This is a genomic window from Photorhabdus sp. RM71S, assembly GCF_042879355.1.
Lineage (GTDB): Bacteria > Pseudomonadota > Gammaproteobacteria > Enterobacterales > Enterobacteriaceae > Photorhabdus > Photorhabdus kayaii.
In genome coordinates this window covers 65,675-78,635 of the sequence record NZ_JBHFKV010000001.1, presented here as the reverse complement: position 1 = coordinate 78,635, position 12,961 = coordinate 65,675, and the positions used below count along the sequence as shown (strand labels likewise).

Annotated in this window: 11 protein-coding genes and 1 other annotated feature; of the genes, 4 read left to right on the top strand and 7 right to left on the bottom strand. The window is 40.4% G+C overall.

Annotation, left to right across the window (positions count from 1 at the left end; translation table 11 throughout):
- Nucleotides 1-49: 49 nt before the first annotated feature.
- Nucleotides 50-601 carry an Ail/Lom family outer membrane beta-barrel protein gene (locus ACGF5R_RS00305; protein ID WP_112875883.1) on the top strand — a complete coding sequence of 184 codons (552 nt, stop codon included), beginning with the start codon at nt 50-52 and terminating at the stop codon, nt 599-601.
- 598 nt (nt 602-1,199) lie between these two features.
- Nucleotides 1,200-1,733: an Ail/Lom family outer membrane beta-barrel protein gene (locus tag ACGF5R_RS00300; protein ID WP_387689126.1), complete on the top strand. Its 534-nt coding sequence runs from the start codon at nt 1,200-1,202 to the stop codon at nt 1,731-1,733.
- 162 nt (nt 1,734-1,895) lie between these two features.
- Here the strand turns inward: ACGF5R_RS00300 and ACGF5R_RS00295 are convergent, their stop codons facing one another.
- Nucleotides 1,896-2,666, bottom strand: a complete 771-nt coding sequence (locus tag ACGF5R_RS00295) for a YciC family protein (RefSeq protein WP_387689123.1) — start codon at nt 2,664-2,666, stop codon at nt 1,896-1,898.
- A 431-nt stretch (nt 2,667-3,097) separates the two neighbouring features.
- On the opposite strand from ACGF5R_RS00295, the gene ompW reads away from it, so the two are divergent.
- Nucleotides 3,098-3,739, top strand: coding sequence for an outer membrane protein OmpW (ompW, locus tag ACGF5R_RS00290; protein ID WP_011146701.1), 642 nt, complete (start codon nt 3,098-3,100; stop codon nt 3,737-3,739).
- 36 nt (nt 3,740-3,775) lie between these two features.
- Here ompW and trpA read toward each other — a convergent pair whose 3' ends face one another.
- The 6 genes from trpA to ACGF5R_RS00260 form a co-directional block, all read right to left on the bottom strand.
- Nucleotides 3,776-4,582 carry a tryptophan synthase subunit alpha gene (gene trpA, locus ACGF5R_RS00285; RefSeq protein WP_387689119.1) on the bottom strand — a complete coding sequence of 269 codons (807 nt, stop codon included), beginning with the start codon at nt 4,580-4,582 and terminating at the stop codon, nt 3,776-3,778.
- The gene (trpB, locus tag ACGF5R_RS00280) at nt 4,582-5,772 is read right to left on the bottom strand and encodes a tryptophan synthase subunit beta (RefSeq protein ID WP_112875908.1); all 1,191 of its coding nucleotides are present in this window, start codon (nt 5,770-5,772) and stop codon (nt 4,582-4,584) included. Before trpB ends, trpA begins: the two co-directional genes overlap by 1 nt.
- Before the next feature lie 94 nt (nt 5,773-5,866).
- Nucleotides 5,867-7,231 (bottom strand): bifunctional indole-3-glycerol-phosphate synthase TrpC/phosphoribosylanthranilate isomerase TrpF, encoded by a 1,365-nt coding sequence (trpCF, locus tag ACGF5R_RS00275; protein ID WP_387689114.1) that lies wholly within the window; start codon nt 7,229-7,231, stop codon nt 5,867-5,869.
- Between the two features lie 2 nt (nt 7,232-7,233).
- Nucleotides 7,234-8,232, bottom strand: a complete 999-nt coding sequence (gene trpD, locus ACGF5R_RS00270; protein ID WP_225816101.1) for an anthranilate phosphoribosyltransferase — start codon at nt 8,230-8,232, stop codon at nt 7,234-7,236.
- A 13-nt stretch (nt 8,233-8,245) separates the two neighbouring features.
- Nucleotides 8,246-8,824, bottom strand: coding sequence for a gamma-glutamyl-gamma-aminobutyrate hydrolase family protein (locus ACGF5R_RS00265; protein ID WP_387689111.1), 579 nt, complete (start codon nt 8,822-8,824; stop codon nt 8,246-8,248).
- Nucleotides 8,824-10,398 (bottom strand): anthranilate synthase component 1, encoded by a 1,575-nt coding sequence (locus ACGF5R_RS00260; protein WP_262980034.1) that lies wholly within the window; start codon nt 10,396-10,398, stop codon nt 8,824-8,826. Before ACGF5R_RS00260 ends, ACGF5R_RS00265 begins: the two co-directional genes overlap by 1 nt.
- A 28-nt stretch (nt 10,399-10,426) precedes the next feature.
- Nucleotides 10,427-10,527: a sequence feature (Trp leader region), on the bottom strand.
- 792 nt (nt 10,528-11,319) lie between these two features.
- Between ACGF5R_RS00260 and ACGF5R_RS00255 the strand changes: the two genes are divergently transcribed.
- A complete protein-coding gene (locus tag ACGF5R_RS00255; RefSeq protein WP_387689108.1) occupies nt 11,320-12,954 on the top strand; it encodes a glycoside hydrolase family 18 protein in 1,635 nt (544 codons plus the stop codon).
- The last annotated feature ends 7 nt before the right edge of the window (nt 12,955-12,961 follow it).

The window sequence follows — 12,961 nt, the reverse complement described above, 5'->3', positions numbered from 1 at the left end:
ACAAAGCAAAATCATTATTACTTGTACAATAACTATTTAGGACGTTCCAATGAAAAAGGCATTGATAGCCTCAGCGGTGGCAGTTGGTTTATCTGTATTCACATTTGCAGCAAATGCTGGAGAAAGTTCGATTTCTGGCGGCTATGCTCAGAGTCATGTGAAGGTTGATGGTGAAAAGCTTGATGAAAACCCAAAAGGTTTTAACCTGAAATATCGTTACGAGCTGGATAATAATTTTGGTGTTATTGGCTCATTCACCCTGACACATCAGGGTTATAATTACTATTATGGTAGTAGAAAGATTGGCACTGGTGATTTAGATTATTATTCTTTAATGGCAGGTCCTACATATCGCTTTAATGAGTACGTAAGTGTATATGGTCTGGTTGGTGCTGCACACGGAAAGGAAAAGGCAAAGGGTAATGCTGCTGTGTTGGGCTATGATGTTGAATATAAAGAGAGTAAGACATCTGCTGCTTATGGTCTAGGATTACAGTTTAACCCTATGCCAAATTGGGTTATTGATGCATCGTATGAATATTCAAAAGTAGGTGACTATAAAATAGGCACTTGGGTAATTGGTGCGGGTTATCGATTCTAAATAGTGTTTCCAATGTAGTTGTTCCTTTAAAGGGAATTCAGTCCAGTTTTTGTGATTTGAAAAATCCAATTAAGTGACTGAAGATAATAAATTAATGTTAGAACCAACTCTCTGTTAGCTTGTTAGATGGTTGATTTAAAGGCTGTCGAAATAATGAGGATAGAGAGTACGGATTTTCATCAGGGATTATTGAAACAGGATATATGTTGTGACTACTTTGCCAGTTGTAGATTTGTGTTGGTTTAGTGTCCATATATCTATTTAGTATTTAGTTGAAATTGCTAGTCCATGTTTAGCCATGTAATCTGAAGATTATTCCTTTATTAGTTATCACTATCTATTCTAGACAAAATTCCCTGTTGTAAGACAGGGAATTTTTTTGCTTTTATCCCAATAGTAATAAAGAACTATAAAATACGAACAACAGTCGATTGCAGTGGGTTGATTTTTATGATAATAGCGAGAGCGTCACTAGTTTATTTAGTTAAACGAAAAGTTAACAATAAACGGGATTGAGTTGTTTTCTATTAGTTGCTGATAAATAATTGCGGCCCGTAATTAATCTTTTCTATATTTTATATAACATTAGGGATTTCGAATGAAAAGAGCACTGGTAGCCTCAGTGGTGGCAGCAGGTTTATCTGTATTTGCATTTGCGGCAAATGCCGGCGAAAGCACGATTTCTGGTGGTTATGCTCAGAGTCATGCAAAGTTTAAAGATCATAAGATTGACGACCATCCAAAAGGCTTCAACTTAAAATACCGTTATGAGTTGGATAATAATTGGGGCGTTATTAGCTCACTCACATATACCCATTTGGGTTACGAATTTTATGACGGTGGTCGAAAAGTAGCTAAAGCTGATATAGATTATTATTCCTTGATGGCGGGGCCTACATATCGTTTTAATGACTATGTTAGCGTATATGGTATGGTTGGTGCTGCACGTGGAAAGGCTAAACTCTCTGATTTTGTTGATTCAGAGAGTTACAGTAAAACGTCTATTGGCTACGGACTGGGATTACAATTTAACCCTGTGCCAAATTGGACAATTGATACATCCTATGAATATTCAAAACTGAATGACCTTAAAGTAGGAACTTGGGTAGTTGGTGTTGGCTATCGATTCTAACCGAAATTCGCTAATTGATATTTAATTAGCTCTCCTTTCTATAAAATTCCCTGTTGAAAAAACAGGGAATTTTTTTGCATTTTAGCTCAATCCAGCTATCACTAGCTTATTCTGTTTACCCCATAGTTTTATTGCTACGGGGTTTTTGTTTGAATCGCTATTTTATATTGATTTTTGTTGTGAAGAGGTAACCAGCATATACAACCGGAACAGGTAAATCAGCAAAATGGCTGAAATGAGGTTATTAAACACACCAAGAATAATTCCTGCCATCTCGTTGTGAATGAGTGTTAGGCGGTCAATAATAAATGCCAGCAAGAGCCTCGCAGTCAGCCATAAAAGAATTGCCGGAACCAGCAGGCGAATATTAGCAAATGCCAGTTTCCAGCTTATTTTCATAGAAGCAAAAATGCCGCAACGCTCGGTAGTCATAATAACGGGTGATAAAGCCAGTGCGATCGACAAAATAATGCCTGGCACCAGCATAAGCATTAAGCCCAGTTGAATCAGCAGGGTGCAGATAAGCAGTAATAGGAACAATCTCGGTAATTGGGTTGCTGATAAACCAATTGCCTGTAATGAAGAGATACGATTTCCCTCTGAAACTGCTGCGACCAGCGTCAGTACACCACCGACCAATAGTACGCTGCCAATCATACTTGAGAAAATGGTTCCGATTCCCGCCCGCATGATCATTGACTGTTGCTCTGGGGTCATTTGAGACACCAGCTCCTGAATACCGGCCTTGCCTGAGGTGGCAAACGTGAATTCTGCTTCTGTCAGCAACTTCATCTGTTCGCTGTCAGGAATAAACAGGTGCCCCAATAAGGTGGTAACCAGAGCCGCCAGAACGGCTAGGGTCAGGGTACTTAACAGTTGATTCTTGAAAAAGTTAAAACTGTCACGGTACAGGGTATTCGCCGTGATTGGCATGAAGACAGCTCCTATCAGGTTAAACAACAATACATAGGGGATGATTGTACCTTGTTATGGGGAAACGTGGATAGTAGAAACAAGATGATACGGATAAATTAATGGTTAGCTGTGATTGTTGATGACAGAAAAAAATTCTTCACATTATATTCTTAAGATAAAAACAAACATAAAATTAACCTTATTAAAACATAATGGAAATATAATGAGAGGAAAGATAAAACATCGGAATGGGTAAAAAGATTACTAACTGATTAATAATAAATAAACTTTGATTTGGATCAAGTTAAAATAATTCCTAATTGAAATAATAATATTATAGATATGCGGTTTTACTGAAATTCTTTGAAAGATGTGATCTGTCTTGGATCATAATTTCTAATATATGAGTATATTTTGATTGACTTTAAATCACAGGAATGGGATGAATAATGAAAAAAATTTCTGCATTTGTATTAGCAGCGGCAACTTTAGTACCATCATTCGCTTTTGCTCATGAAGCGGGTGATTTTATTTTCCGCACAGGTACTGCAACAGTAAGACCTAATACAGGTTCTGATAATGTATTGGGGGTGGGTTCTTTTAGTGCGGATAATAATACCCAGATGGGTTTAACTTTCAGTTATATGATGACCGATAATATTGGTTTTGAATTACTGGCAGGGACACCCTTCCAGCATCGGGTAAGTTTACCGGGTGTTGGTGATATTGCTAAAGTAAAACATCTACCGCCGACATTAATGGCGCAATACTATTTCGGCTCTAAAGAAAGTAGTTTCCGCCCTTATGTTGGTGTTGGTCTTAACTATACCACTTTCTTTAACGAAAAATTCAATGGTAATTCGGCTGTTAAAGATAATAACTTACATAGTCTGGACTTAAAGGACTCCTGGGGGGTTGCGGGGCAGGTTGGTCTGGATTATGAGTTAGATCAGAATTGGATGTTGAATGCCTCTGTATGGTGGGTAAACATTGAAACGGATGTGAAATTTAAAGCAGGTGACCAGCAATATAAAATTGATACCCGGCTTGATCCGTGGGTATTTATGTTTGGGGTTGGTTATCACTTTTAATAAAAAGATGGGGCAGATTTTGCCCCATCTTTTGTATTAAAGTTGAGTGGCAGACTTCATTTTTGATACAAATTCAGTCAGTTCTTTCAGCATTATTTCTGGTTGAGAAAGATTTTCTTCGATAATTTTAACGACGGCAGATCCTGAAATGGCTCCCGCTGTGCCACTCGCTAATGTTTCTTTTACCTGCTTAGGTTCTGAAATACCAAATCCCTGTAACGGTGGTGCAGCATGATATTCCCATAGTTTATTGACTAGATGATTTAACGGTTTTTCACCTCGTTTTTCTATACCGGTCACTCCTGCTCTTGATAATAAGTAGGTATATCCGCGGCCATAAGAAGCAATTTCACGTAATAGTTCATCTTCCGCGTCGGGGGGACAAATAAAAATGGGGGCAATCCCATGTTTCATGGCTGCAATACGGAATGGCCGTGATTCTGATATAGGAACATCTGCAACTAATACTGAATCGATATCTGTATCTTTGCAACGGCGGTAGAACTCATCTATTCCATGATGAAAAACCAGGTTGGCATACATTAATAAACCAATAGGAATATCAGGATATTTTGCCCGAACTTTTGTTAATAGTTCAAAACAGAGCGTAGGAGTCACATTTGAGGAGAAAGCGCGCAGATTAGCATTCTGAATTGTCGGGCCGTCAGCCAGCGGATCGGAAAAAGGAATACTTAACTCAAGAGCGTCAGCGCCACCGGTAATCAGTGCATCAATAATTTTCAATGATAATTCTGGGGTTGGATCACCGAGTGTGACAAAGGGGACAAAAGCACCTTGTTTACGGCTTTCCAGTTGTTTAAATAGCTGCTCGTAACGTTCCATTAAATTTCCCCCCTGGATTTTAAAATATCGTGGACAGTAAATATGTCTTTATCACCGCGACCAGATAGGTTAACGATCAGTAATTGCTCTTTATCAGGAGCTTGATGGATCATTTTCAAAGCATAAGCCAGCGCATGAGAGGATTCGAGGGCTGGAATAATGCCTTCCTCGTGGGAAAGGGTTTTGAATGCTTCTAATGCTTCATTATCGGTGATGGAAACATAGTCAGCCCGTCCAATGCTGTTCAGATAGGCATGTTGAGGGCCAACGGAAGGGAAATCCAGACCGGCGGAAATAGAATAAGATTCTTCAATCTGGCCTTCATCTGTCTGCATCATTGGCGATTTCATACCAAAATAGATACCCAATTTACCATGTTTCAATGGCGCGCCATGTTTACCGGTTTCGATACCAAGCCCGGCAGGTTCAATACCAATCAGGCGGACCGATGTTTCAGGAATAAATTCGGCAAACATGCCAATGGCATTGGAGCCTCCACCAACACAGGCCAACACGGCATCGGGCAAGCGTCCCTCTCTTGCCAAAATCTGGGATTTGGCTTCTTCGCCAATCATACGCTGGAACTCTCGGACCATCGTCGGATAAGGGTGTGGTCCGGCGGCAGTTCCTAATAAATAGTGGGCTTTATCATAGCTACCAGACCAATCACGTAACGCTTCATTGCAAGCATCTTTTAAGGTGGCAGAGCCGCTGTGAACCGGAATAACTTCGGCTCCCATCAGACGCATGCGGAAAACATTAGGGGATTGGCGCTCCACATCTTTAGCGCCCATATAAATGCGACATTTCATATTTAAAAGTGCGCAGGTAAGGGCGGTGGCTACACCATGTTGACCAGCACCGGTTTCTGCAATAATTTCGTTTTTGCCCATGCGTTTCGCCAATAGAGCCTGACCAAGTACCTGATTGGTTTTATGAGCACCGCCGTGTAATAGATCTTCTCGTTTCAGATAAAGGCGAGTTTTGGTGCCTTTCGTCAGATTACGGCATAACGTTAATGCCGTTGGCCTGCCTGCATAATTTTTCAGTAGATCTTGAAATTCTTGCTGGAATTCAGGATCTTGCTGAGCGGCAATAAAGGCGGCTTCTAATTGCTCAAGGGCTGGAATAAGGATCTGTGGTACAAATTGTCCACCGAAATCACCAAAATAGGGGTTAAGCTTACTCATCATTCTATTTGTCCATTGTTATTAATCGGAACATAGTAATTAATCGGAACACAGTAATTAATCGGAACACAGTAATTAATTGGAAAATTGCTGTTTATTGGTAACAGCGTAGTAGCTGAAACACTTTATTTAATTTATGACTGCTTTTGATGCCGGGTGCGTTTTCGACGCCAGAGTTAAAATCAAGTCCGCAACAGCCATATTTTGCTGCTTGTTGGCAATTATCTTCATTTAATCCACCGGCGAGCATGATATTGGCGAGTGATTGTTTTTCAAGTAATTGCCAATCGAAACTTTGTCCGGTTCCGCCTTTGCCGTTATCAAGTAAATAACGGTCAACATTTCTGGCTTTGGTGTGAAATTCATCTTTCGACATATCAATGGCTTTCCAAATTTGACAATTTTCAGGCAATGTTTTTCGTAATTCCGCAATATAAACTTCGCCTTCGGCACCATGTAATTGCACCGCAGCCAGAGAAAGGGCACGAGCGGTATGACTGATGAATGCAGATGATTGATTTTGAAATACCCCGACATATTTGAGATTTGCTGCATTGATAATTTGTTGGGCCTGTTGGATATTAATTTTACGTGGTGAATGTTCAGCAAATATCAAACCACCATAAACAGCACCTGCCTGTAATGCCACTTTCGCATCTTGTGGTCGAGTTAATCCACAGACTTTATTTTCACCCAGAATCAGTTGACGTAATGCTAAGTCCAGATTGGGTTGGGCCATCAAAACACTGCCAATGAGAAAGCCATTAGCATAATGGCTAAGCTCGCGAATTTGTTGATGCTGGTGGATACCCGATTCGCTAATAACAATGGTTTCTTCCGGTAACTGTGGCGCAAGTTGTTTGGTACGGTTTAAATCGATAGAAAGATCTCTCAGATCACGGTTATTAATACCAATAATTTTAGCTTTTAGTGCAACTGCTCTGGCACGCTCTTCCTCTGAGCTGATTTCAGTCAGCACGCCCATATTCAGGCTATGCGCAAGTTCAGACAGCGTAATATATTGCTGATCATCAAGAACAGAAAGCATCAGCAAAATCGCATCGGCTTGATAATAACGGGCAAGATAAACCTGATAAGGATCGATAATAAAATCTTTGCACAATACTGGTTGGTGAACGGTATCACTGACTAAACGAAGAAATTCATAGTTGCCTTGAAAATATTTTTCATCAGTTAATACAGAGATGGCGGTTGCATGGGGCTGATAAATTTTCGCTATTTGAATGGGATCAAAATCCTGACGAATAACGCCTTTAGAAGGAGATGCCTTTTTGCATTCCAGAATAAAAACCGTCTGTTCACTGTTTAGTGCCTGATAAAAATGGCGGTTGCTGGCAACAACAGCATTAATAAAACTTTCCAATGGTTGTTGCTGTTTGCGATTAATAAGATATTCGGCTTTATCATTAACAATTTTCTGTAAAATGGTAGCTTGCATGATTAACTCCTTGTTGCAAGTGCTATAACTCGTTCATAAGCTCGGCCACTGTGAATAGTTTCGAGAGCTTGTTGTGTGTTATGACGTAAATCTTCCTGTCCATGAATTTTCATTAACAGAGCAACGTTAGCCGCAACGGCATCTGCATGGGCTTTCTTACCCCGTCCTTGTAACAATAAACTGAGCATTTCACGATTATCCACTGGTGAACCTCCTTTTAATGCGGACATTGGATGACGTTGTAAACCAAAATCTTCGGCATTTAATTGATAATGGGTAATTTCTCCCTCGTTAATTTCCGCCACTTTCGTTGGTGCATGCAGTGCGACTTCATCCATGCCACCACTGTGTACAACCGCTGCCCGTTGATAGCCGAGAACCAGTAAGGTTCGAGCGATAGGCTCAACGAGCTCGGGACTGTAGACGCCAATTAATGCCAATGGCGGACGTGCCGGGTTAATCAAAGGACCTAATATATTAAATATAGTCCGGGTTTTCAGTTGTTGACGTACCGGCATCGCATGACAGAATCCCAGATGATAATGTGGCGCAAATAGGAAACAGATGCCAATTTCATCCAGTGCACTACGAGCACATTCCGCGCTGATGTCAAGGGCGATCCCAAACGCTGCCAGCAAATCAGAAGAACCTGATCGGCTGGAAACACTGCGGTTACCATGTTTGGCAATTTTAATATGGCAAGCCGAGGCGACAAAGGCACTGGCGGTTGAAATATTGATACTGTTCGCACCATCACCGCCCGTTCCGACGATATCGCAGAAAGTGTAATCCGGCCGTGGAAATGGCAGGGCATTTGCCAATAATGCTTGGGCTGCACCGGCAATCTCCTGTGGTTGTTCACCCCGTAATTTCATGCTGATAAGTACAGCAGCGAGTTGTGGTTCACTTAATTCTCCTTGAATAATGGCGGCAAATAGTTGCTGGCTTTCTTGTTGTGTCAGTGTTTGCGCATTAAACAATTTATTGAAAATAGCTTGCATTTTCATCTCCCTTTTAATTTAGTGCCCAAACCAGAGTTTGTTCAAGCAATTTAGCGCCATGAGTTGTGAGAATTGATTCTGGGTGAAATTGAAATCCACAAACCTTATGTTTATCGTGGCGAACGGCCATAACGGTGTCGCCACAACGGGCAGAAATAGTCAGTTCAGACGGAATTCGGCTACCCATGAGAGAGTGGTAACGGGCAACGGGTAGAGGGTTTTCCAGATTAGCGAACATAGCTTGATTATCGTGTTTTGCCAGAGAAGCTTTGCCGTGTAGGATTTCATCAGCAGCAGAAATTTTTCCACCATAAGCTTCAATAATGGCTTGATGCCCAAGACAGATGCCGATCACTGGGATTTTGCCGATGACTTGTTGGAGTAATTGAGGCATACAACCTGAGTCAGATGGTTTACCCGGTCCCGGTGAAAGCATCAATAGCGGAGAGGAGAGCATTCTTAATTGCTGCATAATCATTTCAGTTGCAACCGTATTGCGATAGATAACAACTTGATGACCATGATGACGTAATTGATCGACGAGGTTATAGGTGAATGAATCCACGTTGTCGAGCAGAAGAATATTTGCCATTAGAAAGTCTCCTCTGCCTGATGAGCCTCAATAATTGCACGAATGACTGCTCTTGCTTTGTTACGAGTCTCTTCGGATTCGGCTAAAGGTTCGGAATCCAGTACGATACCTGCGCCAACCTGAATAGTGGCTATACCGTCTTCCACGTAAGCAGAGCGAATAACGATACAATTATCCATATCCCCTTTGCCGGTGAAATAACCGACAGCACCACCGTAACTGCCACGGCGTTCGCTTTCATAGTGAGCGATAAGTTGCATTGCGCGTACTTTCGGTGCGCCGGTGAGGGTACCCATATTCATACAAGCTTGATAGGCATGAAAGGTGTCTAAATCATGGCGTAATGTCCCCACGACGCGGGAGACCAGATGCATAACAAAAGAGTAGCGATCGACTTTTGTCAGATCCGCGACATAGCGGCTGCCCGGTTCACAAATGCGGGCCAGGTCATTACGAGCCAAATCGACCAGCATCAGGTGTTCGGCTAATTCTTTATGATCTGTTCGCATCTCCAGTTCGGTCCGGCTGTCAAGATCAGCATCCAGCTCGCCAGCCGCATTGCGCCCACGGGGGCGTGTGCCGGCGATCGGGTAGATTTCAATTTGGCGGTTGGATGCATCATATTTAAGCGCGCTTTCAGGAGACGCGCCAAACAGACAGAAATCTTTGTCCTGCATGAAAAACATGTAGGGACTTGGATTGTGGTACTTAAGTTTTTGATAAGCATGAAGCGGTGCCGGGCAGGGCAGAAAGAAGCGTCTTGATGGCACTACCTGAAAGATATCCCCCTGGCGGATGTATTGTTGTAATTGCGCCACCATTTCTGCATAGGTCTTGTCATCCCGATTGTATGAAACTTTCATGGTTGGCAGAGAGATTTGTTGTACTGGCTCAATGGGCTCGGTAATGAGTGCCGCTAATGTTTTCAATCGTTGCTTAAGGCGTTGCTCCTCTGCTTGAGAATCACTGAAAAGAGAGATTTGCAAACGTGCATTTTTATTTTGGTGGTCGACCACCAATAGCGTTTCTGCGAGATAAAAACAGAAATCAGGGCAGCGTTGAACGGTTTTTACTGCGGGTAATGGTTCGAATCCGGCTACCAGATCGTAGGAAAAAAGGCCGCCAACGAATATCGCTTCTGCGCTTGACGAATTGTATGGTGACGGCTCTTCCGCCAGAGAAAGCAGGGCACGCAGTGCATCAAATACGGATACTGCTTTCAGACGATTATCTTCATCTATATTGTGATTGATTGGTGGGAAAATCACTTGAAGAGTATTGTGTGTTATTTCAGATTGGATATTGCTGGAAAATTTGTTGGCCAAAATGGGTAATAAATTTCGGCCATTTTCTGTTAAAGCGTCAAAAGTAACCTGATTGCCGTTGGCACTGATGCGTAAGGCACTATCGATAATTAGCAGACTTTTTAAGTTTTTTTTGCTGTTAATTTCCGCAGATTCTAGTAATAAAGTTGCTGGTCGCTCACCGCAGAGTTGGTTGAATAGTAGCGTAGGATCAGGTTGGTAAGCGGTTTCCTGCTCAATTACTGTGATTTTTGGTTGTTTATCCGTCATTTTTTCGTCCTGTCAATAAGTTATGCATATAAAAAAACCCGCTGATTAGGCGGGTTTTGGTAATTTGGCACTGTTGATTTATGTGCGTGACCATACCGCCCTTACTGGGAAGTTATGCCACCAACGGATAGACGCCATAAATACAGCCATTTTCAGTGCCTCTTTAGTATTGATTAGATGATATACAAGACAATATCGTTTTCACTTGTGTACTAGTAAACTGGAACGAAATTGGTGTGTCAAGTATTTTTTGGCGCGTTTATTAATTTGCTGTGTTATTTCTCGAATTTGAAATGATCAACGTTACAGGTAGTGAATTTCCCACAGAATCTATTCAAGAGATAACTCTATTTTAATATTACTAGATAAAATTGAAGGTTAATTTGGCGACATTTTGTTACGGTGTAACATAAAATAATTAATAGTTAGAGATCAGATAATATCGGATACTTAATTTTAATAAAATTATTATCTTATTGTCACAAATAACTCATCATATTATTTTATGACATAGCTATGATATATATTTAGTAATATTAAGTATGTAAATCATGTTTCATGAAAAAAAGAGTTTAGTGATAGTAAAAATTGGTTAAAGAGCAGAATTAGCTGGATTTTGTTTGAGTCAATAGGCAAACGGGGAGAATAGATAATTAATTTTTATATCTGTATATGAAAAAAAGAGGTTTAACCGATATTACTGTGAGAAGTAGTATTCATAACTCTAACATATCGTGTTATTTAAAATTTAGATCTTTATAAGTTAAGACTATGTAATTATTTGTATTTAATACGTTATAGGTATGCCTGAGGAACGATTTTTAATCTGAATACTTATAGATCTCTACTTAATTCTGGCATCGGTTGCCATGATTTAACTCTCTGATGTTTAAAATAATTGTACTATTAGTGGAGTAATATATGAGTGAAAATGAACCAAAAGCAGATAGCCAATTGGTATATGAAACTGATCCATATAAGGTTAAGGATTCGGAAGAAGGTGCGGCGCAGAAAACTTATCGGTTAAATAGTTTTGATCCTAAAACGGCCGATAGCGCATTATCCTATACCCCAACAAGACTTGCTAAAACGGTTTTTAATATTTATGAGGAGAAGGATGATTTTGGTGTTTTCTGTTATTTAACTGATTGGTCAATTTATGATGCGCGTTTTATTGACACAGCAAGCGAAGATGATTTTAAAAAGAATGGCGGCAGAGGCGCTGATTTAATGCGCCTTAAGGGTGATAAAGACAAGGGAAAGCCGTTTCAGAGAATTATCTTTAGCTTTGCAGGTATTATTGGTGACACTGGAGAGAAAAGAACAACTATCATTGCTGCTGCGGGTGAAAATGGATGGCAAATGGGGAATGCTGAACAAGATATTCTTGAGAATCACGAAGGCAAACCTATTCCAATTGATCCCTGGGCTGATGTTGCAGCCTATCTTAATTGTGGTTTTACTCAGTGGGTGGGCAATCCTGTAGACTTATATCAGCAAGATAAAGCCCAAGGGGTATTAGGAGGATTGCGCTTACTCAAAGAAGAAAACCCGGATTTGGAAATTTCTGTTAGCGTTGGCGGTTGGTCAATGAGTGGTGCTTTTTATAAAGTTTGTCGTGATGAGAAACTGCGTCAACGGTTTGTTGAGGGGGTTAAAGATTTATACACCAGATTCCCCATGCTAACCCATATTGATCTTGATTGGGAATATCCTGGTTCTGCGGGGGAAAATAATCAATTTGATAAAGATGATTATAAGTACTTTGCTGAGCTTATTAAGGATTTGAAGAGTGCAAATATCAGTAATTTGAAAGGAATTAGTATTGCAGCTTCTGCTGATGTAGAAAAAATTAAAGCAGCGAATATTCCAGAATTGATCGCTGCCGGTGTCAATGAAATCAACTTAATGACTTATGATTTCTTTACATTGGGTGATGGAAAACTTTCTCATCATACTAATCTTTATCGCAATAAGGATGACCAGTATTCTAAATATTCAGTCGATGATGCAGTTAATTATCTTATTTCTTTAAAAATTAATCCAAAATCAATCTATATTGGTTATTCGGGTTACACTCGTAATGCCAGAACTGCGGAGTTAGAGAGTAAGGATAATGAACAACTGGTTGGGAAATATACTGATGGAACATCCACAGTAGGGAGTTTCGAATACAGCGTAATTGAATGGACAGATATTATCTATAACTATGTTGATTATGAAAATCAAATAGGTCGTAATGGCTTTACGGTTTTCCATGATCCGGTGGCGAAAGCTGATTATCTTTACAATAAAGATCTCAAAGTATTTATGTCATTAGATACACCACGCTCAGTCAGAGAAAAAGGCCGTTATGTTAAAGAAAAAGGGCTTGGTGGTTTATTTATTTGGAGCGGCGATCAAGATAATGGCTTATTAACAAATGCTGTTCATGAAGGATTGGGTCGTAAAGCAATTAAAAAAGTAATTGAAATGGAACCATTCTATTTCGAAGGTGAGCTTCCTTCTTACGATAAACCGAAAGAGAAACAGTGTGAAGCATGTAAATTAAATTGAATTTATG